Consider the following 21,696-nt stretch of genomic DNA (forward strand, 5'->3'; position numbering starts at 1 on the left):
AAATCAAAAAGGCGTAATTATACAAATACTGCCTTTATAAAAATAACGGTTATATGAGTTTTAAATATTTCATATGAGATAGAGGCTAACTCATGTCTAAAATTAGAGGTTAGAGTCATGATTAATACAACGTACAAGCTAATTTCAATATTCAATAGTAAGGAAACAACTTATGGTCAGTATATTGAAAAGGAGCAAATCGATATTGATCGATTGAAAGCAATGTATTCTATTTATGAGCAATATTATGAGAATACAAAGTTTTCAATTTTTGCGGATGATTTTAAAAAGAAAAGCGGAGCAATTTTAATTTTCAACTCAGAAACAGATGAAATCGTTGGTTTTTCTACTGTTGCTGTACAACATTTTTATTTAAATGGAAAAGACTATACCGTCTTATTTAGTGGTGACACTGTCATTCTAAAAGCATATTGGGGAACGCGTACACTACAAAGCTCAATGCTAAAACTGATGATTAAGCTTCGAGTGAAATATCCATTTAATGAGTTGTATTGGTTACTTATTTCTAAGGGCTATAAAACCTATTTGTTATTGGCAAATAACTACTACGTTTATTACCCAAATATCAAAGATGAAAACCAGCATTTGTCTACAGTGATCGAACATTACTGTGAGAACTTCTTTGGGGAATATTACGACAAAGAAATTGGCTTATTGAACTTTGGTGATGACTACCAGCCATTGAAAGGGGAAGTTGCTCCAATTACAGAGGAAATGCGCGTCAAAAATCCTAATATTCATTTCTTTGAGCAAAAGAATCCAACCTGGGTAACTGGAACAGAACTCCCTTGTATCGGACGATTAGGCTGGAAAGATCTTGCTCGTTTTCCAGTAAAGCTGATGAGAAAACCTGTGAGTAAAGGTAAGTACGAAGCGATCGTGAATCAACAAGCACATCGCCAAGGAGTCTTACAATGAAATATGTCGACTGGCTAACATCTGGATCACATATTATTTTAAAGCAATGGTGTGATAGTTCTGATCGAAAATTTAAAAAGAGTTTTTCTGCTTTGGAAGTAACTCAAAGAGAAATTCTAAGTGCAATTTTAGCAACATCAAGCTTAGCAAACAGTAAAGGTGTTCAAAATTACGAGCAATTTGTACAAGCCTTTCCATCAACGCGTTATGCGGCTTGGAGAGAAGAAATCAATTTGTATAGAGATCAGAAATTAGCACTTTCCAGTAGCAAACTTGTACGCTTTCAGCCAACCAGCGGCTCAAGCGAGCAAATCAAATTTATCCCATACACCAAGCAGTTTTTAGATGAACTTGATCATGCCATCGCACCTTGGCTGGCTAGTCTGTATCGTAAATGTCCTGAGCTACAGTCTGGAACGCATTATTGGTCTGTCTCATGGTTACCTGAGAGTCAAAGGGAAGTACTGAAAGATAAAAATCTAAATGATGATAGTGCGTTATTGGGTATAGGCAAACGTGTTTTATCTAAATTTACACAAGCTGTTCCCAGCAATATCGCCTTTGCAGCAAATGCTGATGATGCGCTATTTGCAACTATTTGTTATTTAGTTGCCAATCGTAATCTAGCCATGATTTCGGTTTGGAGTCCAACCTTCGCTTTGCAATTACTAGATCGTTTAGAAGCGATGCAACAGGAAGTTGCCGAAGTATTACAACGAGGAACATGGGGAATAAGACAGCTTTCTCTTAAGCAAATCGATGCGCCACATTGTCCAAAAAGTGCAGATTGTCTCATCAACAGTTCAAATGGACATGAGATTGATTTCAAAAAGCTTTGGCCAAAATTAAGTTTGGTTTCTAGCTGGGATACGGCTGGATCAAAAGCATGGGCAAATAAATTACAACAACGTTTGCCACATGTTCAGTTTGAAGGTAAGGGCTTATGGGCAACTGAAGGTGTGGTCACAATTCCTTATGATCAATACTATCCACTTGCTTATCAAAGTCATTTCTATGAGTTTGAATATCTCGAAGGTGAAAAACAGGGGCAAATCATTCCTTCATGGAAGCTGAAAAAAGGAGATGTTGTCAGTCCTATCATTACCTCAGGCAATGGTTTACTTCGTTACTGCTTAGATGATTGTCTACGCGTAACAGATTTCTTAGAACAAATTCCGTGTTTTGAGTTCCAAGGTCGTCGTTTTGGTGTAGACCTGGTTGGTGAAAAGTTAGCACCTGAAACTGCGCAACAGCTGTTATCTCAACTTAACCAGATAGAATCTAAAGCAATTTCTTTACTGGCAATTGATACAGAACAACAAGTTAAACCTTTTTATTGTGTGCTATTTGAGGGAGACATTCACCACTCAATTGATAGTTCATATATCGATGAGTTGTTACGGGAAAACTTTCATTATGAACTTGCGCGTAACCTTGGACAGCTTGATCAGCCTCAGATTAGACAAGCAAATAACGGTTGGAATGCTTATAAAAAACTAGTCATGTTTGATGGCATTATTGAAGGGAACATAAAGCCAGAGCCTTTAAAGAAAGTCAGTTTGAATAGTTTGGAACAGCTATGAAAAAAGGGATCAATGTGTTCAGAAAGCTTGTTTTAAAATATCGGTCTTTTCTATGCTTAGGTGCTTTCAGTATTTGCTTTCCCATTCATGCGATGACGCTAGATGATGCTTTATCTGCGAGTTTAAGGCATGAAAGTCAGTTGGAGTTAAGTCGCTTAAATGTTGGTCAGTCTGTGGCAACACTTGAGCAAGCGAAGCAACGTGATGGTCTGAAAGTAAATTTAGTGGGGCAACTAGATTACGAAAAAATAGAGACGCCTTCCGATGTGTTCTTTCCAACAGAGGGTAATCGAAAAGGGAGAAGTCTACAGTTGCAATTAGACTATCCTGTTTATACTTCTGGTCGACATCGTTTAGGAATCGATGTTGCGAAAAACCAGCTTTCTGCACGTTCCCAAGGTCTATCCGATCAGCGATCAGAAACCATTTTAAATACTGTGATGGTATATACCGATGTTTTAAAGAAAAAAGCAATTTTAGAGCTTAGAAAGAAAACCATGTCTAACTTACAGCGTTCGTTGTACGAATCACAACGACGTTTTGACGTAGGCATGATTACACGTGCAGATTTGGCGCAAGTTTTGGCTCAAGTTGCACAAGGGCAGGCTGATGTCACTCAAGCTCAGTCAAATTTGACCATTAGCGAAGCACAATTTTATCAAGTCACAGGACTTAGTGCTGAGCAATTAGTACCTATCTCACATTTACCTCAAATTTCGAATAATTTAGATGAAATCTTGTCGCAAACAAAAACTCATCCCGCGTTAATGCAAGCAAAATATGAAAAACAGGCAGCTGAAAAACAATTTGCCTTAACAAAGCGAGAGTTGTGGCCAACGGTGATGCTTACCAGTCGTGCAGGTAAACAACATGAAGCAAGTTATATCGGTTCAGAAAGTAATAACTATATGGTTGGCGTACAACTGAATGTTCCGCTATATGATGATGGTCTAAATCGGGCAAACATCAAAAAAGCGCGAGCAGATATAGACCTTGCCGAGCAAAAAATTAAAACTCTTGAATTGGATTTAAATCAACGTACACGTACAACTTTCGCTCAACTACAAACAATCCGTCAAAATAAAGACGCACTTCAAAATGCAATTGATGCGGCTTCGATTGCATTTGTATATACCCGCAAAGAATTCGATTTAGGTACAAAAACTACTTTTGATCTATTGAACACGGAACAAAAGCTACTCGATGTTCAAACACAAAAAACAGTCAATGAACAAGATGAAATTGTTTTTGTTTACCAGCTATTAGATCAAATGGGACGATTGAATGATCTCGTACCAAATGCAAACCAACAGGTAAATTAAAAATGAACAATAATAATTCAGTGGAAAAGATTGAGAGTAACCTTGTTACTAGAGAAGCCACACATGCTGATGATGCAGCATTGCGTGCATTAATCGCAGTTCCAATGACCACCAAAGGCGTGCAAATTAGTTTCCAGCGTGAACCCAGTTACTTCAAAGCATCTGACATTTTGTACCGCAATAAATTGCATGTTGTAATTGAAGATACCACCACATCGGAAAAAGTGGCTTGTTATAGCAATGGTTATCGCCCTTGTTTTGTAAATCAAAAAATAAGTAACCTTCGTTATGCCAGTGATTTACGTGTTGATCCTAACTATCGTGGCAAATCACTAGTAAAAAAATTAGGGGCACATGTTAGACAAACAATGTTTGAACCTAATTACAGTCAAATGATTATTTTCGATGATAATCATGCAGCACGCGCTGCCATGCAAACCTCAAAAACAGGTATGCCAGATTATTATGATGAAGGATTAATTGAAACGCTGACATTGACCGATTTAGGCAACACAAAGAATGTCAGTTCATTTTTAAATAAGAACAACCGAGAACAAGCTTCAAATCAACTTCACTCATGCACTGCGCAAGTCGAACATATTCAGCAAATGAATAATTTTATTGCAGAAATGTCAGCTTACTATAATTTTATTCCAGCATACAATTTCAATGAGTTAGCAGAAGATCATACCTATTTTTCAGGAATCAAATTGTCAGATTTTCAACTCTATTTTCAAAATGATAAATTAGTTGGAATGTTTGGTTTATGGGATCAACACTCAGTCAAACAGACCAAGATTTTGCACTACAGTTCACTGATCGGTTTTTTTAGACCGATTTATAACTTGTCTACGCGAATGACCAAGATGATGCCATTACCAAAACTAGGGGATTCTCTGAAATATCATGTTTTACATACTTTGCTATGTAACCCCAACAAACTTCATTTACATCATCAAATGCTGAAAGATGCACATCAAAAATCTAAGGCTTTAGGTGTAGGAGTAATTAGCTTCACGTTATCGCATAAAGATCCACGTCATCAACTGAACAAATTTTATAAAGGTGAACGTTTAACAGGAATGCACGGATTTATTAGTTTTGAAGGAGATCCTCGCCCTAATTTTGATCAAAATTTAATTCCATACTTTGAAGTTGGGCGAATTTAGTTTGAACGTTAAATAAAATTCCTCAAAGCAAACTCAAAAACTCTGAGGAATTTAATCATAACAATTAAATCACATGAATTTTTTAAGTTTTATACGTCGAAAGTAAAATGCTGGTTTCACTATTATAAATCCCTGAAATATTGCGGATGCGTTCAAGAGCCTTGTCGAAATTTTCTAAACTATCAGACTGTAACTCGACCAAAATATCCCACTTACCATTCGTTGTATGAAGTCGCTCAACCGCTGTTTCAAGACGGAGCTGGCGGATTACGGCCTGAGCTTTTGTGCCTTCAACCATGATATTCATCCATGCGCGGATAATATTTTTCTCAGTGTTTGGACGAAAACGTACCGTATAACCCGTGATAGTCCCTGTAGATTCCATATACTCAATTCGCTTTTGGACAGTCGCTCGAGACACTTTAGCTTTTGCTGCCAAGTCTGTTATTGACATCCGTGCATTGTCTTTGAGTAATCCTAATATTATATGATCAACATTGTTCATTTTGATACTTACTATTAGCAAATTGATAAAAATTAATTCATTTTAATCATAATAAAGAATTTTGTGAATCATTTTGATTCTTAATAATAGTGTCCATACAAAGCCCCAAACATTTTAACTCAAGTAAATGATGCGAAATGTACCTATGGATGGCGGGGTAGATAGCAGCCCTGAAAAGGGAATCTATAAGAAACAGGGACAATTGATTAATTAAGGAATAGATGATGTCTTTATCATATGCGGCTCAAAATAATGGTGCTTGGCAAACATATCTCACTCAAATTGATCGAGTGACACCATATTTAGATGCTGATCTAGGCAATTTTGTTAATACTTTAAAAAGTCCAAAGCGTACATTGATCGTCGATGTACCAATTGTTATGGACGACGGAACAATTCGCCACTTTGAAGGATACCGTGTTCAACACAACCTATCACGTGGTCCAGGTAAAGGCGGTATTCGCTATCACCAAGATGTTGAACTCAATGAAGTGATGGCTTTGTCAGCTTGGATGACGATTAAAACTGCTGTTCTGAATCTACCTTTTGGCGGTGCTAAAGGTGGTATTCGCGTAAATCCTAAAGAACTTTCGCCGCGTGAATTAGAACGTTTGACACGTCGTTTCACCAGTGAAATCAGTTCAATCATTGGCCCACAAATTGATATTCCTGCACCTGATGTTGGTACAAATCCAAACATCATGGGCTGGATGATGGACACTTATTCAAGCATCAAAGGTCATACCGTAACTGGTGTTGTAACTGGTAAACCTGTTCATCTCGGTGGTTCACTTGGTCGTGTACGTGCTACGGGTCGCGGTGTATTTGTGACAGGTATGCAAGTTGCAGAACGCATCAAATTACCAGTTGAGGGCAGTAAAGTTGCTGTTCAAGGTTTTGGTAACGTTGGTAATGAAGCTGCATACCTATTTAACCATGCTGGCGCAAAGATCGTAGCTGTGCAAGACCATACGGGCACAATCTTTAATGCTGAAGGTCTTAACGTTAAAGCATTACAAAAATATGTTGCTGAACACGGCGGTGTAATGGGCTTTGAAGATGCAACGGTTATTTCAGACGAAGAGTTCTGGACGATCGACATGGATATCCTCATCCCAGCAGCATTGGAAGGTCAGATTACAGTTGAGCGTGCGAAAAACCTAAAAGCGAAAATCGTACTTGAAGGTGCAAATGGTCCAACTTATCCAGAAGCTGATGATGTTTTCGTAAGCCGTGACATTACGGTTGTACCTGACGTGATCTGTAACGCTGGTGGTGTGACTGTAAGTTATTTTGAATGGGTTCAAGATATGGCGAGCTACTTCTGGAGCGAAGACGAAATCAATGAACGTCTCGATAAGTTGATGATCCAAGCCATTGCGGATGTTTGGAATACCGCAGCACAGAAAGAATGCAGCTTGCGTACAGCAGCCTACATCTTGGCTTGTGAGCGTATTTTAAAAGCACGTAAAGAACGCGGTATTTTCCCAGGTTAATTTTCAAATTTCAAACTATGGCTTGTTGAACATTCAGCAAGCCTGAATATCAAAAACAGGAAGTGAGTAAATAAAATGAGTGATGTAGCAATTACACGTAGCAACTTTAATGATTGGATGGTTCCAGTTTTTGCTCCAGCAAATTTCATTTTAGTTCGTGGCGAAGGTTCTCGTATTTGGGATCAAGACGATAAAGAATATATCGATTTTGCAGGTGGAATTGCAGTTAACGCTTTAGGTCATGCACATCCTGTTGTAGTAAATGCATTAACAGAACAAGCGCAAAAACTTTGGCATATTGGTAATGGTTATACCAATGAACCAGTGTTACGCCTTGCAAAACAATTAGTTGAAAACACGTTCGCGGATAAAGTCTTTTTCTGTAACTCAGGTGCAGAAGCAAACGAAGCAGCATTAAAACTTGCGCGTAAAGTTGGCTTACTCAGCGGCAATCCTCACAAGAATCATATTGTTGCATTTAAAAATGCATTCCACGGTCGTACTTTATTTACAGTAACTGCTGGCGGACAGCCTAAATATTCACAAGATTTTGCACCATTACCAGGTGGCATTGAGCATACAGCATTCAATGATTTAGAAGCTGCAAAAGCTGTCATTACAGATGAAACTTGTGCGGTTATCGTAGAGCCAATCCAAGGTGAAGGCGGTGTTCTACCTGCTGATATCGAATTTTTAAAAGGTCTACGTGCGCTGTGTGATGAAAAAGGTGCTGTACTGATTTTTGATGAAGTACAAACGGGTGTTGGTCGTACAGGCTCACTTTATGCCTACATGAATACAGGCGTAACCCCTGATATTTTAACCACAGCAAAAGCACTTGGTGGTGGTTTTCCTATCGGTGCAATGATTACTACTGATAAATACGCAAACATGTATGTCGTTGGTGATCATGGTACAACCTATGGCGGTAATCCATTGGCTTGTGCGGTCGCGGGTGCGGTATTTGAGTTTATTAATACTCCTGAAGTTTTGGATGGCGTAAAGCAACGTCACCAATATTTCGTTGATGCATTAAATAAATTGAATGCTGAATACGGTTTATTTAAAGAAATCCGTGGGCAAGGTTTATTGATTGGTTGCGTACTAAAAGATGAACATACAGGTAAAGCAAAAAATATCGTGACATTAGCAGGTGAGGAAGGGCTGTTAGCACTTGTCGCAGGTGGTGATGTTGTTCGTTTTACGCCTTCACTTATCATTCCACAAAAGGATATTGATGAAGGTTTAACGCGTTTTGCTCGTGCATTAGCACGTTTCTAAATCTGTTGTGAGCATCTAACCATGATGATTGTTAGACATGCCGCGCATCGGGACTTAGATGATATTTATCGTTTAGCGCAAAGAGCAGGAGAGTCAGGCATCGGCTTGACCTCTCTTCCACAAAACAAAGAAATTTTAGCCGAACGTATTACACGTACAACCAATACATTGGCTGGGCTTGCTGAGAAAGAAGATGCAAGTTATTTATTTGTACTTGAAGATACCGCGGTTCAAAAAATTGTTGGAGTCAGTGCAATCGAAGTTGCAGTTGGCTTAAGAGAGCCTTTCTATAATTTTCGAATTGCAAAACAAGTACATGCGTCAAAAGCATTGGACGTTTATAAAACTTTAGACACGTTATATCTAAGTAATGATCATACAGGTTGTAGCGAACTATGTACCTTGTTCCTCGATCCTGAATATCGTGTGAATCAAAACGGAAAATTTCTGTCTAAAGTACGTTTTTTATTTATCGCCGCTTTTCGTCGATATTTTGAAGAAAGACTAATCGCAGAAATGCGTGGATTCTCAGACGCAAATGGCTTTTCGCCATTCTGGGATGCGCTAGGCAATCATTTTTTTAATATGGATTTTGCTGCTGCGGATTACTTGAGTGGCGTAGGGCAAAAAGCATTTATTGCTGAATTAATGCCGAGATTTCCATTGTACGTCGATTTGCTACCCAACGAAGCAAGGGCCGTGATTGCAGAGGTTCATCCTCAGACAAAACCTGCGGCGAAAGTGCTGATGTCAGAAGGTCTGAAGTATCAAGGCTATGTCGATATTTTTGATGCAGGTCCAACCTTAGAAGCGAACACAGCCGATCTTCGTGCAGTGAAAGAAAGTCGACTGTTGAAAGTCAACATTGCAGAACAGATTGAACGCGCAGAAGTTCAATACTTAGTTGCAAATGATGAATACCAAGATTATTGCGTCCTGCTCATCAATAACAAGTTGCAAGATAACGATAATTTGTTGATGACAGCAGAACAAGCTCAAGCACTTAACGTTGCTGAGGGCGATGAAGTCCGAGTTTTAGCATTAGAAAAAATGGAGAATCACTAATGTCACAAGGTGCATTATTAATCAATGGTGCGTGGGTACAAGGACAAGGTACTGCGTTTACCAAAACAAATCCTGTGACCAATCAAACGATTTGGTCAGGTCATGAAGCGAGCAAAACTGATGTAGATCATGCTTGCTTAGTTGCACGCCAAGCATTTCCAGCATGGGCACGTTTAGATTTAGAAGATCGTGTCGCTATTATTGAGCGTTTTGTGGCATTACTTGAGCAAAATAAAAGTCAATTAGCAGAAGTCATTAGCCAAGAAACCTCAAAGCCGTTCTGGGAAACTTTAACGGAAGTTCAAGCGATGATTGGCAAAATCGCAATTTCAATTCGAGCTTATCATCAGCGGACAGGCTTCAGTAAAACAGAAATGCCTGATGGAGTTGCTTCTTTACGTCATCGTCCTCATGGTGTGCTTGCTGTATTTGGCCCTTATAATTTTCCAGGTCATCTGCCCAATGGTCATATCGTACCCGCACTAATTGCTGGTAATACCATTGTATTCAAACCAAGTGAATTAACGCCTTGGACTGCAGAAGAAACGGCAAAATTATGGCAACAAGCAGGTCTGCCAAATGGCGTACTCAACATCGTTCAAGGTGGCCGTAGCACTGGAGAAGCACTGGCAACAGCAGAGCAAATTGATGGTTTACTTTTCACAGGCAGTGCTAATACGGGTTATCACTTACATAAGCAAATGGCAGGTGCACCAGAGAAGATTCTTGCTTTAGAAATGGGTGGAAATAACGCACTCATTATCGATGAAGCAACTGATATTGATGCAGTGGTAAATATTGCAATCCAATCTGCATTTGTCTCAGCAGGACAGCGTTGTACCTGTGCACGCCGCATTATCGTAAAACATGGTGCCAATGGTGATGCCTTCATTCAACGTTTTGTAGAAGTTGCTAAAAACCTTGTGATTGGTAAATGGAATGCAGATCCGCAACCATTTATGGGGGGGGTGATTTCATCTCATGCAGCAGAACAAATGCTAATTGCTCAACGCAAATTGATTGAATTAGGCGCGAAACCTTTACTCGAAATGACACGTCCTCAAGCGGAGAGTTCTTTGCTGACCGCAGGGATTTTAGAAGTCAGCCAAATGACGGATATTCCTGACGAAGAATATTTTGGACCTTTAACCACAATTTATCGTTACCACGATTTTGATGAGGCACTCAACATTGCCAATAACACACGTTTTGGTTTAGCAGTTGGTTTAGTTTCACCTGATCGAGATCTGTTTGATCGTGTCCTGATTGAAGCTCGAGCAGGCATTGTGAACTGGAATAAGCCACTCACGGGTGCATCAAGTGCAGCACCATTTGGTGGTGTTGGTGCGTCGGGTAATCATCGTGCCAGTGCATTTTATGCCGCTGATTATAGTGCGTGGCCAATGGCTTCACTTGAAAGTGATAGCGTGAGCTTACCTGCAAAACTATCACCAGGCATCGTGCTGTAAATCGGTTGGAGAGAAAAAATGTCAGGTTATGAAATTAATTTTGATGGTTTAGTTGGCCCTACGCATCATTATGCAGGCTTATCTTTTGGTAATGTTGCTTCAACGAAAAACCGTAATAACACGTCGAATCCACGATTAGCAGCAAAACAAGGCCTCATGAAAATGAAAGCACTTGCTGATCTTGGACTCAAACAAGGGGTATTTGCTCCGCAAGAACGACCACATGTACCAACATTACGTCGTTTAGGTTTTACAGGCAGTGATATTGATGTGATCGCTCAAGCAATGCGTACTGCTCCAGCATTGTTGTCATCGCTCAGTTCTGCGTCATCTATGTGGACAGCAAACTCATGTACGGTTTCGCCATCAGCTGATAGTGCGGATGGACGTGTACATTTTACCGCCGCAAACTTAAATAATAAGTTCCATCGATCAATTGAGCATCATACGACAACCCGTATCCTTCAAGCGATGTTCAATAATGATGTATATTTCGCGCATCATGAAGCATTGCCTGAAGCAGCACTGTTTGGTGATGAAGGTGCAGCAAACCATAACCGTTTAGGTGGTGCATACGATCAAGCAGGTGTACAAGTTTTTGTTTACGGTCAACAACAGCTTGGCGGCAAGGTTGCGCCACAGAAATTCCCTGCACGTCAAACACGTGAAGCGAGTGAAGCTGTTGCACGTTTACATCGTTTAGATGCAAAGCGCACAGCATTTATTCAGCAAAATCCTGATGTGATTGATAAGGGCGTTTTTCATAACGATGTGATTGCAGTCAGCAATCAACAAGTTTTATTTCATCATCAGCAAGCTTTCTTAAATCAAGCTGATGCATTGAGTGAAATTCGTCAAAAAATGGCTGGCATTGAGCAAGAATTTATTTCAATCGAAGTGCCAGAAAACAGAGTAAGTGTTGAAGATGCTGTCTCAACATACTTATTCAATAGCCAAATTTTGACGCGTACTGATGGTGGTATGAGCATCATTGTTCCAGAAGAATCTCGTCAAAACCAAGCTGTGTGGAGCTATTTGAACGATATGATTCAAATGGGGACACCAATTGATGACATCAAGGTTTTTGATCTGCGTGAAAGTATGCGAAATGGTGGTGGGCCTGCTTGTTTACGCTTACGTGTTGCAGTCAATGACGCTGAACTTACTGCGGTCAATCCAAACTTATTTATGAATGATGATTTATTCAAAACCTTAAATCAGTGGGTGGATCAACATTATCGTGATGAGCTTTCTCAAGATGATTTAGCTGATCCAAACTTACTCATTGAGAGCCGTACCGCACTTGATGAACTCACCAAAATTTTAGCTTTAGGTTCGGTTTATCATTTCCAAAGATAAGTACTAAACAACTGCTTTTAAGGATGAAAGTACATGGTTGATCTATTAACGTTGACGTTAGAACAACAAGCGCCTAAGCACAATCATGGTGAAATGGCTGGCTTTACATGGCAATGGCTAGGTGAAGGGCTATTGCAATGTACGCCAAAAGCACATTATAGAAAAACCATCGTACTTTCTGCTGGTATTCATGGCAATGAAACTGCCCCGATTGAATTACTCGCAAATATTATAAAAGATCTCTTTGCAGAACGCTTAGCTTTATCTACACGTATCCTTGTCGTCTTAGGCAATCCTCAAGCCATTCGACAAGGTATTCGTTATCTTGAAAATGATATGAATCGTATGTTCTGTGGAGCGTACAAAACTTTATTACAAGATCAAGAAACGCAACGTGCAGCACAATTAGAAAAAGTCACAGCACAATTTTTTGAACAAAGTGATAAAGATGCGCAACGTTATCACTATGATTTACATACCGCGATTCGAGCTTCTTTATTACCCGTATTTGCATTATTTCCTTACCAAACTCGCGCTTATGATGACTTCTTAATTGAAAGTCTGAAAGCTGCAAATTTAGATGCATTGGTCTATCACAATTCAGTAGGGAAAACATTTACCCATTTTAGCAGTGAAATGTTGCACGCTGAAAGCAGCACCTTGGAATTGGGGAAAGCAAAAGCTTTTGGTCAAAATGATCTCTCAGAATTTGCAGATATTGATCAAGTTTTACGTGCTGTCATTTCTGAGCAAACTTTGCCTCAACGGAAAAAAACCAAAATTCGTCAATTTAAGGTTGCAGATTCAATCTTAAAACAAAGTGAAGATTTTCAACTCAAATTAAGCGCAGATGCACCTAACTTTTCAACTTTTCAGAAAGGTGAGGTCATTGCTACACAATCAATAGGTAATTATACGGCTCAAGATACTCAAGTTTGGATTTTGTTTCCAAACCCAAAGGTCAAAATCGGGTTAAGAGCTGGATTAGTTTTAAAAGAAATTGAATAAGAGAACAGCCAAAACGATCGGTTGAATCTTTCAAGGATAGATGGAGTTTGAATATGGATATTCAGTAAAAAATAAAATGCAGAAAAAATATCTACGTATAGATATTAATTTTTTATGAAAGTGAAACAGCAAGGACAGGTTGTCATAAAAATATCGTTGGAGTGATCGTGAATGAGCAACAATAATGACAAGACATTTCTCTCAGGTGAATGCTTGAGTGAGCAATATGTATCCCAAGGTAGCTCAAATACTATTTCTACCTCAGAAATAGAAGTTGGTAAGCCATTGAAACGTGCCATGACCAAACGTCATTTGGTTATGATTTCACTTGGTGGCGCGATCGGAACAGGTTTATTTCTCGGTTCAGGAGATGTAATTTCTCAAGCAGGCCCTGTAGGTGCAATTTTATCGTATCTACTTGGTGGTGTAATTGCCTACATGGTGATGTTGTGCTTGGGGGAGTTGGCAGTACAAATGCCAGTTTCGGGTTCTTTTGGTGAATATGCGCGTACTTATATTGGCGCTGGAACTGGCTATATGATTACATGGCTATATTGGCTAACTTGGACGGCGACTCTTGGTACGGAATTTACTGCTGCTGCTCTATTGATGCAGGAATGGTTTCCTTCAATTTCCATGTGGACATGGACATTAGTATTTGCCGGTTTGGTCTTTACACTCAATGTCAGTTCAACACGGTTCTTTGCGGAGTCTGAGTTTTGGCTTTCTTTGGTTAAAGTACTGACGATTATTTGCTTTATTGCACTTGGTTTAGCTGCAATTTTTGGCTTTATCCCATATCACGGTCACGAATCTGCACCTTTATTCAGTAAATTGACTGAACATGGTTGGTTCCCAAATGGCATCTTCCCCATTTTTGCAACGATGTTAATTGTAAACTTTGCATTTTCAGGTACAGAGTTAATTGGTGTTGCAGCAGGTGAAGCAGAGAATCCTGCGAAAACTGTTCCAAAAGCAATCAACGCAGCGATTTGGCGTTTGTTGATTTTCTTCGTGGGTACAATTGTGGTGATTTGTGCATTACTACCGTATGAAATGGCAGGCTTAAATGCAAACTCAGTAAGTAACAGTCCATTCGTAACCGTATTTAACTATATTGGTATTCCTTATGCCGAAGACATTATTCGGTTTGTTATCATTACGGCGTTATTGTCAGCAGCAAACTCAGGTTTATTTGCAGCATCACGCATGATGTGGTCTTTGTCTGCAAAAAAACAATTACCAAAAGTATTCTCAAAACTGACTCGTTCAGGCACACCTATTGTTGCAATTATTGTCACAATGTTTGGTGCGATTCCGGGCCTATTGTCTGAACATTTTGCTCCAGAAACAATTTTCAAAAACTTGTTAGGTGTTGCTGCATTCACGATGGTTGTTGTTTGGATTTCGATCTGCGTATCTCAGTTTAACTTCCGCAGACAGTGGATTAAATCAGGTAAAACAGTCAAAGATCTTAAATTTGCTGCACCATTATTCCCACTAACACCCATCTTAGGTGGCGTATTCTGTGTGATCACCTGTATTAGTATGGTGACTGATCCTTCGATGCAAGTTGGTTTTGTCTGCTGTATCTTATTTATGATCGCATGTTATGTAAGTTACGCTATTTTTTACAAAAACAAAGAAGTTTAAATATTAAACTGACACGAAAAGTTGAAGTTAATCTTCAACTTTTTTTGTTTTTAATTCTTTCAATATTATCTCTATAAGTAAAAATATGCTTTAAAACGTATACATTTACATTCTCACATTTTATTCACGTTAGACTTTTTATAGTTGAAAAGTATTGTATTAATAAGATTGAGGATTAAATGAACATTAAAGTGTTATGCAGTAGCGCAGTATTATCAATTTCTCTCACGGCATTGAGTGTGCCAGCTTTGGCTGATGTAGGGAGACCTACCGCTGTCGATAAAATTGATATTAAACAATATGCAGGGAAATGGTATGAAATTGCACATTTACCTATGTATTTTCAGCGTCAATGCGTGAGTGATACCACTGCAAAATATTCATTGAATTCGAATAATACAATCCAAGTTATCAATAGTTGCCGCAATAAATCAGATCAAATGGATCAATCCGTTGGAATCGCTTATCCAGACAATGCAGGCATGAGTAAATTAAAAGTAAGTTTTATGCCAAAAGCACTACGCTGGATTCCTTTTACTAAAGGGGACTATTGGGTACTCAGAGTTGATCCAGACTATAAAGTTGCGTTGGTTGGTGGGCCATCAAATAAATATTTGTGGCTACTTTCAAGAACGCCGACAATTGATGAAGCAACCTATCAATCCTATCTTGAAACTGCAAAACAACAAGGTTATGACTTATCTGAGTTAATTAAAACACCACATACGAGCCAATAATGATTATTGTCAGATGCGAAAATTTGCATCTGACATTTTTAATGCTAATCATTTTTATATTATGAATTGTTCATAAATAAGCTGGAAGAACAGACAAAAGTTATCAATTCAACAAAATCACACTATAATACTGCCATCCATTCGAGTTTCAGTTGTACAGTGAGTTCATTGCACGACCGACATCGTTCATTTAAGTCAATTTCATATCCATAATTCGACTTTTTATCAATATTTTTCAATCTCTTGTGTAATCTTCACATCAGACCCATTTAGGTGCCAGCATGGAAATCAAGGTTAATTACCTCGACAACCTTCGACAAGAAGCCAAATTCGACGATTTTACAGTGATCGCCGATCAACCTATTCGCTATAAAGGGGATGGCTCAGCACCCGGTCCATTTGATTATTTCTTGGCTTCATCAGCCCTCTGTGCTGCTTACTTTGTCAAAGTCTATTGTGCCGCGCGTGATATTCCAACGGATAATATTCGCTTATCTCAAAACAATATTGTTGATCCTGAAAATCGCTATAAGCAAATTTTTAAAATTCAGGTTGAACTTCCAGCTGATATTTCTGAAAAAGATCGTCAAGGGATTTTACGTTCGATTGATCGCTGTACCGTAAAGAAAGTGATTCAAACTGGCCCTGAATTTGTTATTGAAGAAGTAGAAAGTATTGATGCTGATGCTCAGGCATTATTAATGCCAAGCCTGACATCTGAAAATAGTACCTTTATTCAGGGTAAAGATCTGCCACTTGAAGAAACAATTGCCAATATGTCAGGTATTTTGGCTGGCTTGGGCATGAAGATTGAAATCGCTTCATGGCGCAATATCGTACCTAACGTATGGTCGCTGCATATTCGTGATGCTCAATCACCTATGTGTTTTACCAATGGTAAAGGCTCAACCAAAGAAAGCGCACTCGCATCAGCGCTCGGTGAATTTATTGAGCGTTTGAACTGTAATTTCTTTTACAACGATCAATTTTGGGGTGAGGACATTGCAAATGCTGAATTTGTGCATTATCCAGATGAAAAATGGTTTAAGCCGGGTCCAAATGGTGAATTACCGAAAGAAATTTTGGATGAATATTGCTTAGAGATTTATAATCCTGAAGATGAATTACTAGGTACACATCTCTATGACACAAACTCAGGCAATATTGAGCGTGGTATTTGTTCACTACCTTTTGTTCGTCAATCAGATCAAGAAGTAGTTTATTTTCCATCAAATTTGATCGAAAACTTATATCTCAGTAATGGGATGAGTGCAGGTAATACTCTAGCTGAAGCTCAAGTGCAATGTTTATCTGAAATTTTTGAGCGTGCTGTTAAGCGTGAAATTATTGAAGGTGAGATTGCATTACCTGATGTACCTGAAGATGTTTTAGCAAAATACCCAAGTATTGTGGCAGGCATCAAAGGTTTAGAGGAACAAGGTTTTCCAGTCCTCGTGAAAGATGCATCTTTAGGTGGTCAATTCCCAGTGATGTGTGTGACCTTAATGAACCCACGTACTGGCGGGGTATTTGCTTCATTTGGTGCGCATCCAAGTTTTGAGGTCGCTTTAGAACGCAGTCTGACAGAGTTATTACAAGGTCGTAGTTTTGAAGGCCTAAATGACTTACCACAGCCAACTTTTCAAAGTGAAGCAGTAACCGAACCGAATAATTTTGTGGAACACTTTATTGATTCGAGTGGTTTAGTGTCTTGGCGTTTCTTCAGTGCAAAATCTGACTATGATTTTGTCGAGTGGGATTTCACCAATGAGGGTGAAAATTCAAATGCAGATGAAGCTGCTGAACTATTTGGCATCTTAGAAGAAATGGGCAAAGAAGTTTATATGGCAGTCTATGAGCATTTAGGTGCAACTGCTTGCCGTATCTTAGTACCAGATTATTCTGAAATTTATTTGGTTGAAGATTTAATTTGGGATAATACCAACAAAGCCTTGGCTTTCCGCGAAGATATTCTTAATATTCACCGACTAGACAACTCTCAATTAGAAGCACTTGTTGAACGCTTAGAAGAATGTGAACTAGATGACTATACAGAAATCACCACGCTGATTGGAATCGAGTTTGATGACAATACCGTGTGGGGACAGCTTACTCTCCTAGAACTTAAACTTCTCATTTATCTAGCTTTGCAACAATTTGAAGAAGCAAAAGACCTTGTTGAGCAATTCTTACAGTACAACACCAACACTGTAGAACGTGGTTTGTTCTATCAATGCATGAATGTGGTACTTGAAGTTGTCTTAGATGATGAAATGGAACTGGAAGACTACGATGTGAATTTCCGTCGTATGTTCGGTCAAGAACGTATGGATGCAGTTGTGGGTTCAGTTGAAGGCAATGTTCGATTCTATGGTTTAACACCTACCAGTATGAAACTTGAAGGACTGGATCGCCACTTACGCTTAATCGAAAGCTATAAGAAACTACATGCTGCAAGAGCTAAAGCAGTTGCTGTAGCTTAATAAATAATTTTATAAAAAAGTGCATGTCTATCGTGCACTTTTTTTATGCTTCTAAGAAAATGGAATACTTTTTAAAATTTTAACAGCACAACCTGTATACATTTATTTGATCTAAGCGGCGATAAAATGCATGCTATTGGGTCAAAATCAAACAAAAATACATCTATAAAATAAAGCATTTGATGCTAAACCATAGATCAATATTTCTACTGATCATAGGAAGGTGATATGAACTTAAATGGAAAAACAATCATACTGACAGGGGGATCGAGTGGAATAGGAGAACAAGCAGCTATTCAGCTTGCATCCTTAGGCGCTAAAGTTTGCATCGTTGCGCGTCGTAGTGATGAGTTAGAGCGTGTACAAAACACTATTCAGCAACAGGGTGGTCAAGCTTGGATTTATCCTGTTGATATTACTAAAGATGATGATGCTCAACAGTGTATAGAAAAAATCCTGAGTGAACATAAAACCGTTGATGTTCTAATTAATAATGCAGCTCGGTCAATTCGCCGACCGATCATGGAAGCATTAGACAGACTGCATGATTATGAACGCACAATGCAAATAAACTATTTTGCAGCGGTACGTCTAACCTTAGCACTTTTGCCACATTTTTTAGCCAATGGTCATGGGCATGTCGTCAATGTATCAACTATGTCTACACAAGTCCCAATTCCATTATTTTCGGCATACTTAGCCAGTAAATCTGCACTTGAATCATTTTCGCGATCATTAAAAATGGAACTAGGAGATCAAGGGATTAATGTGAGTATCGTGTATTTTCCGATGGTGAGAACCCCAATGTCTTCTAAGACTAAGATTTATAAACATATGCGTATGTTGGATACAGAGACAGCGGCTGGTTGGTTAGTCAAAGCTGTACAAGAAAAACCCTATCGAGTGACCAGTACAAGCGGGGCAATTGCCAATGCCTTATTAAACGCCGCACCCAATACCGTCATGAATCTAACTCGTCCTTTATTTAAGTTAATGGATCGGCGTTTAGAGAAGAAGCTATAACATACAAAGTGTCTTCCATATTTTAAAAAAGGATTCCTAAGTCTAAAGTAGAAATCCTTTTCTATTTTATTTTTTCACAATCAGAACCAACTTGCCGACATGTTCACCGTGAGTCAGAAATTCATGTGCTAGATGTGCGTCCTCAAGGTCAAATGATTTAAATAACAAAGGTTTTAATTGTCCTTTTGAAATTAAGGGCCAAACTTGTTCTTGGAGGGCAGCCATGACTTGCGCTTTTGCTTCAGAGCTTTGGGAACGTAGGGTTGCTCCCGTATGCGTGAGACGTTTAGCAAGCATCGGGAAGATATTTACTTTTTCAGCGTGTCCTTTTAGCACGCCGATCTGTACAATTGTTCCGTTCATTGCTGCAACTTCATAATTTTTCTGAATATAATCACCAGCGATAATATCCAAAACGAAATCTACGCCTTTACCATCCGTATGCTTTTTAACTTCCTCAACAAAATCTTGTTCTTTATAATTAATCGCCACATCTGCACCAAGTTCTAAACTAGCTTTCTGATGTGCTGCACTCGATACCGTCGTAAAAATTTGGGTTGCACCAAATGCTTTTACGAGCATCGTTGCAGTTGTTCCGATCCCAGACGTACCGCCATGAATTAAGATTGAGCTATTTGGACGGAACTTAGCATGTTGAAATAAATGCGACCAAACTGTCATAAAGGTTTCAAGTAAAATTCCACCTTCAATAAGGGTTAATCCCTCTGGAATAAAAAGTACATTGTCTTGCTGTGCAACGACATACTCAGCGTAGCCACCCCCTTGCACCAAAGCACAAACTTCATCACCAGCTTTAAACTTACTGACAAATTTACCTACTTGCTTAACGATACCTGAAACTTCAAGACCGGGAATATCGGTAACACCGGCAGGTGGAGCATATAAGCCTTGGCGTTGCATCGCATCTGGACCATTAATACCTGCAGCAACGACTTCAATTAACACACCATTATCACTTAACTTAGGTATGGCTCGTTCGCTCAAAGTAATAACTTCAGGTCCGCCAGCACCGTTAAAAGTAATGCATTTCATAAAATTTTCCTTTTGAATACTAAGTGATTTTATTAGATTTTTTTGAAATAAGGGATGAGTAGATAATGGGGTTCTAGTCAGGCTGAACCCCATAAATATTTGATTACTTCGAGGTCTTTTTCTGACCTAAAGTCATGACTAAGGCAAGCTCCATGAGTTTTCCGAAAGGGGCTTGAAGTAGACTTGGTAAATTCCAACGACCTTGATCAAACACACCTTTGGCATGACTCATAGAGCGGAAACCTTCAATACCGTGATAAGCACCCATACCACTCGCACCTACACCACCAAAAGGTAGATCATCTTGGGCAACATGAATGATGGTGTTGTTAATGCCAACATTGCCTGAAGTGGTGCGTCTGAGTAATTTTCTACAATCCGCATCTTTTTCACCGAAATAGTAGAGTGCAAGTGGGCGAGGACGATCATTGATATAAGTAATCACTTCATCAATATCACGATATGTTTTGATTGGAAGAATTGGGCCAAAGATTTCTTCTTGCATGATTGAATCATCGTCTTTTGCGCCAATAACAAGGGTAGGTGCAAGGGTACGAACCCGATTGGTTGCAGATTCTGATTGAGCACCCATTTCAATGACTCGAGCGCCTTTCTCTCTTGCATCATCAAGTAAACCTTGCAAACGAGCATAATGTCTGTCACTTACAATCGATGTATAGTCTGCACAATCAGGCCCATTCGGATAGAAACGAGTCACTGTTTCATTGTACTGTTGTATAAAATCTTCTAAATCCTCTTCATGCACCAGTGCATAATCTGGCGCAACACAAGTTTGACCACCATTGGATAATTTACCATAAGCAATGCTACTCAATGTTCTTGGATTGATATTGCCGCGTGCAACAATTACAGGGCTTTTCCCACCCAGCTCAAGTGTCAAAGGAACGAGATTATCGCTAGCAGCTTTCATTACTTTACGACCAACAGGCGTACTTCCTGTAAACAGTAAATGGTCAAATGGAAGGGCGCTAAATGCTGCACCGACTTCAGGGCCGCCCAATATGACAGCGACTTCATCGCTCGAAAATGTTGTTGAAAGCATACGATGAAGAACGTCACTGGTACGAGGCGTTAGTTCAGAAGGTTTAAGCATAGCGCGATTGCCAGCTGCCAAAGCCGTTGCTAATGGGATTAAAGTTAATGAAATTGGATAATTCCATGGTGCCATCACACCAATAATCCCTTTGGGTTGATATTCCACATGTGCCTTCGCAGATCGATAAAACAAACTCACATGACGACGCTCTGGTTTCATAAAACGTCGAAGCTTTTTGCTGAGATAATCAATCGATTGAACAATACCGACCAGTTCCATCACATCTGTTTCATGATGAGAGCGATGCCCAAAATCCTCACTGACTGCATTTTGTAACTCACTACGATATGCAATGACCGCATCACGCAGTTTTTTCAGATTCGCTTTTCGTTGGGTAAGCGTCGGAGGTTCTGCATTTAAAAAAGCTCGACGCTGTTGCTGAAGTATCTCAGACGCGGCTAGTTGATTAATTTGATGCGAAGCGTTCATTTCTT

The 21,696-nt window shown here is 39.2% G+C and carries 17 protein-coding genes; 14 read left to right on the plus strand and 3 right to left on the minus strand.

Going from position 1 to position 21,696, the window contains the following annotated elements:
- Positions 1-117: 117 nt before the first annotated feature.
- The 4 genes from ACF8D3_RS05185 to ACF8D3_RS05200 are packed head-to-tail and all read left to right on the plus strand — an operon-like array spanning position 118 to position 5,013.
- On the plus strand, positions 118-939 hold the full coding sequence (locus ACF8D3_RS05185; RefSeq protein ID WP_007483169.1) for a hypothetical protein: 822 nt from the start codon (positions 118-120) through the stop codon (positions 937-939).
- Entirely contained in the window at positions 936-2,522 is a 1,587-nt protein-coding gene (locus tag ACF8D3_RS05190) for a GH3 auxin-responsive promoter family protein (RefSeq protein ID WP_392470540.1), read from the plus strand. The genes ACF8D3_RS05185 and ACF8D3_RS05190 overlap by 4 nt, the downstream gene beginning before the upstream one ends.
- Positions 2,519-3,844 carry a TolC family protein gene (locus tag ACF8D3_RS05195; RefSeq protein WP_392470542.1) on the plus strand — a complete coding sequence of 442 codons (1,326 nt, stop codon included), beginning with the start codon at positions 2,519-2,521 and terminating at the stop codon, positions 3,842-3,844. Before ACF8D3_RS05190 ends, ACF8D3_RS05195 begins: the two co-directional genes overlap by 4 nt.
- Positions 3,845-3,846: 2 nt before the next feature.
- Positions 3,847-5,013 carry a hypothetical protein gene (locus ACF8D3_RS05200; protein ID WP_392470544.1) on the plus strand — a complete coding sequence of 389 codons (1,167 nt, stop codon included), beginning with the start codon at positions 3,847-3,849 and terminating at the stop codon, positions 5,011-5,013.
- Between the two features lie 82 nt (positions 5,014-5,095).
- On the opposite strand, the gene ACF8D3_RS05205 is transcribed toward ACF8D3_RS05200, so the two are convergent.
- On the minus strand, positions 5,096-5,518 hold the full coding sequence (locus ACF8D3_RS05205) for an Lrp/AsnC family transcriptional regulator (protein WP_392470805.1): 423 nt from the start codon (positions 5,516-5,518) through the stop codon (positions 5,096-5,098).
- Between the two features lie 221 nt (positions 5,519-5,739).
- Between ACF8D3_RS05205 and ACF8D3_RS05210 the strand changes: the two genes are divergently transcribed.
- From ACF8D3_RS05210 to ACF8D3_RS05255, 10 genes are all read left to right on the plus strand, one after another.
- Positions 5,740-7,014: a Glu/Leu/Phe/Val dehydrogenase gene (locus ACF8D3_RS05210; RefSeq protein ID WP_026094104.1), complete on the plus strand. Its 1,275-nt coding sequence runs from the start codon at positions 5,740-5,742 to the stop codon at positions 7,012-7,014.
- A 75-nt stretch (positions 7,015-7,089) separates the two neighbouring features.
- Positions 7,090-8,295 carry an aspartate aminotransferase family protein gene (locus tag ACF8D3_RS05215; protein ID WP_392470545.1) on the plus strand — a complete coding sequence of 402 codons (1,206 nt, stop codon included), beginning with the start codon at positions 7,090-7,092 and terminating at the stop codon, positions 8,293-8,295.
- 21 nt (positions 8,296-8,316) lie between these two features.
- Entirely contained in the window at positions 8,317-9,360 is a 1,044-nt protein-coding gene (gene astA / locus ACF8D3_RS05220) for an arginine N-succinyltransferase (protein ID WP_392470547.1), read from the plus strand.
- Positions 9,360-10,829 (plus strand): succinylglutamate-semialdehyde dehydrogenase, encoded by a 1,470-nt coding sequence (gene astD / locus ACF8D3_RS05225; protein ID WP_392470550.1) that lies wholly within the window; start codon positions 9,360-9,362, stop codon positions 10,827-10,829. The genes astA and astD overlap by 1 nt, the downstream gene beginning before the upstream one ends.
- Positions 10,830-10,847: 18 nt before the next feature.
- On the plus strand, positions 10,848-12,188 hold the full coding sequence (astB, locus tag ACF8D3_RS05230; RefSeq protein WP_392470552.1) for an N-succinylarginine dihydrolase: 1,341 nt from the start codon (positions 10,848-10,850) through the stop codon (positions 12,186-12,188).
- A 33-nt stretch (positions 12,189-12,221) separates the two neighbouring features.
- A complete protein-coding gene (gene astE / locus ACF8D3_RS05235; RefSeq protein ID WP_392470553.1) occupies positions 12,222-13,196 on the plus strand; it encodes a succinylglutamate desuccinylase in 975 nt (324 codons plus the stop codon).
- Between the two features lie 171 nt (positions 13,197-13,367).
- Positions 13,368-14,849, plus strand: coding sequence for an amino acid permease (locus tag ACF8D3_RS05240; RefSeq protein ID WP_392470555.1), 1,482 nt, complete (start codon positions 13,368-13,370; stop codon positions 14,847-14,849).
- Positions 14,850-15,028: 179 nt separating this feature from the next.
- Positions 15,029-15,586, plus strand: coding sequence for a lipocalin family protein (locus tag ACF8D3_RS05245; RefSeq protein ID WP_392470557.1), 558 nt, complete (start codon positions 15,029-15,031; stop codon positions 15,584-15,586).
- Positions 15,587-15,867: 281 nt separating this feature from the next.
- A complete protein-coding gene (locus ACF8D3_RS05250; protein WP_392470559.1) occupies positions 15,868-18,069 on the plus strand; it encodes an OsmC domain/YcaO domain-containing protein in 2,202 nt (733 codons plus the stop codon).
- 228 nt (positions 18,070-18,297) lie between these two features.
- Positions 18,298-19,092, plus strand: a complete 795-nt coding sequence (locus ACF8D3_RS05255; protein ID WP_392470561.1) for an SDR family NAD(P)-dependent oxidoreductase — start codon at positions 18,298-18,300, stop codon at positions 19,090-19,092.
- 66 nt (positions 19,093-19,158) lie between these two features.
- On the opposite strand, the gene ACF8D3_RS05260 is transcribed toward ACF8D3_RS05255, so the two are convergent.
- Positions 19,159-20,145 carry an NAD(P)H-quinone oxidoreductase gene (locus tag ACF8D3_RS05260; protein WP_392470564.1) on the minus strand — a complete coding sequence of 329 codons (987 nt, stop codon included), beginning with the start codon at positions 20,143-20,145 and terminating at the stop codon, positions 19,159-19,161.
- Positions 20,146-20,248: 103 nt separating this feature from the next.
- Positions 20,249-21,691 carry a coniferyl aldehyde dehydrogenase gene (locus ACF8D3_RS05265; protein ID WP_392470566.1) on the minus strand — a complete coding sequence of 481 codons (1,443 nt, stop codon included), beginning with the start codon at positions 21,689-21,691 and terminating at the stop codon, positions 20,249-20,251.
- Positions 21,692-21,696: the final 5 nt, after the last annotated feature.

It is taken from the genome of Acinetobacter sp. YQ_14 (assembly GCF_043102985.1).
Lineage (GTDB): Bacteria > Pseudomonadota > Gammaproteobacteria > Pseudomonadales > Moraxellaceae > Acinetobacter > Acinetobacter venetianus.

Coding starts and splice junctions, on each gene's coding strand:
- ACF8D3_RS05245 (WP_392470557.1), top strand. CDS start 15,029: ATGAACATTAAAGTGTTATGCAGTAGCGCAGTATTATCAATTTCTCTC.
- ACF8D3_RS05195 (WP_392470542.1), top strand. CDS start 2,519: ATGAAAAAAGGGATCAATGTGTTCAGAAAGCTTGTTTTAAAATATCGG.
- astB (WP_392470552.1), top strand. CDS start 10,848: ATGTCAGGTTATGAAATTAATTTTGATGGTTTAGTTGGCCCTACGCAT.
- ACF8D3_RS05255 (WP_392470561.1), top strand. CDS start 18,298: ATGAACTTAAATGGAAAAACAATCATACTGACAGGGGGATCGAGTGGA.
- ACF8D3_RS05260 (WP_392470564.1), bottom strand. CDS start 20,145: ATGAAATGCATTACTTTTAACGGTGCTGGCGGACCTGAAGTTATTACT.
- ACF8D3_RS05215 (WP_392470545.1), top strand. CDS start 7,090: ATGAGTGATGTAGCAATTACACGTAGCAACTTTAATGATTGGATGGTT.
- astD (WP_392470550.1), top strand. CDS start 9,360: ATGTCACAAGGTGCATTATTAATCAATGGTGCGTGGGTACAAGGACAA.
- ACF8D3_RS05205 (WP_392470805.1), bottom strand. CDS start 5,518: ATGAACAATGTTGATCATATAATATTAGGATTACTCAAAGACAATGCA.
- ACF8D3_RS05190 (WP_392470540.1), top strand. CDS start 936: ATGAAATATGTCGACTGGCTAACATCTGGATCACATATTATTTTAAAG.
- ACF8D3_RS05265 (WP_392470566.1), bottom strand. CDS start 21,691: ATGAACGCTTCGCATCAAATTAATCAACTAGCCGCGTCTGAGATACTT.
- ACF8D3_RS05240 (WP_392470555.1), top strand. CDS start 13,368: ATGAGCAACAATAATGACAAGACATTTCTCTCAGGTGAATGCTTGAGT.
- ACF8D3_RS05185 (WP_007483169.1), top strand. CDS start 118: ATGATTAATACAACGTACAAGCTAATTTCAATATTCAATAGTAAGGAA.
- ACF8D3_RS05250 (WP_392470559.1), top strand. CDS start 15,868: ATGGAAATCAAGGTTAATTACCTCGACAACCTTCGACAAGAAGCCAAA.
- astE (WP_392470553.1), top strand. CDS start 12,222: ATGGTTGATCTATTAACGTTGACGTTAGAACAACAAGCGCCTAAGCAC.
- ACF8D3_RS05210 (WP_026094104.1), top strand. CDS start 5,740: ATGATGTCTTTATCATATGCGGCTCAAAATAATGGTGCTTGGCAAACA.
- astA (WP_392470547.1), top strand. CDS start 8,317: ATGATGATTGTTAGACATGCCGCGCATCGGGACTTAGATGATATTTAT.
- ACF8D3_RS05200 (WP_392470544.1), top strand. CDS start 3,847: ATGAACAATAATAATTCAGTGGAAAAGATTGAGAGTAACCTTGTTACT.